The following is a 288-nucleotide window of genomic DNA, read 5'->3' as shown; positions in this document are numbered from 1 at the left end:
GCTGATAACTGCCGAGCAGATCCACGGTGGTATAGCCATCGACCTTGTAGCCCTGCGCGTCGCTCACGTCAAAGGAGGTGGTGCTCTGCACGCGCAGACTCCACGGGTCCGGTGCCCAGCCAATGTAGGCTGTCGCTTTTGATGGGCTTGCTGTCTTCACATCGTATTTCTGCCAGGTACCGTTCACTTTCGACTCAGTTTTCAGCACGTTGAAGTTCACTCCGGTACTCCAGTCAGTATCAGGAATCAGGTAGTCCACCGCACCTTCCACGCCGTAAATACGGCGTT

Annotated in this window: 1 protein-coding gene; it reads right to left on the bottom strand. The window is 55.6% G+C overall.

The window, feature by feature from the left end; genetic code table 11:
• Positions 1-288 (bottom strand): TonB-dependent receptor domain-containing protein (locus tag LZP73_RS20455; RefSeq protein ID WP_234236796.1); only part of this gene is annotated, 288 nt, incomplete at both ends.

The sequence above is a fragment of the Shewanella sp. AS16 genome (assembly GCF_021412365.1).
Lineage (GTDB): Bacteria > Pseudomonadota > Gammaproteobacteria > Enterobacterales > Shewanellaceae > Shewanella > Shewanella salipaludis.
The sequence above is the reverse complement of the archived record's forward strand: the minus strand, read 5'-3'. Positions and strand labels throughout refer to the sequence as shown.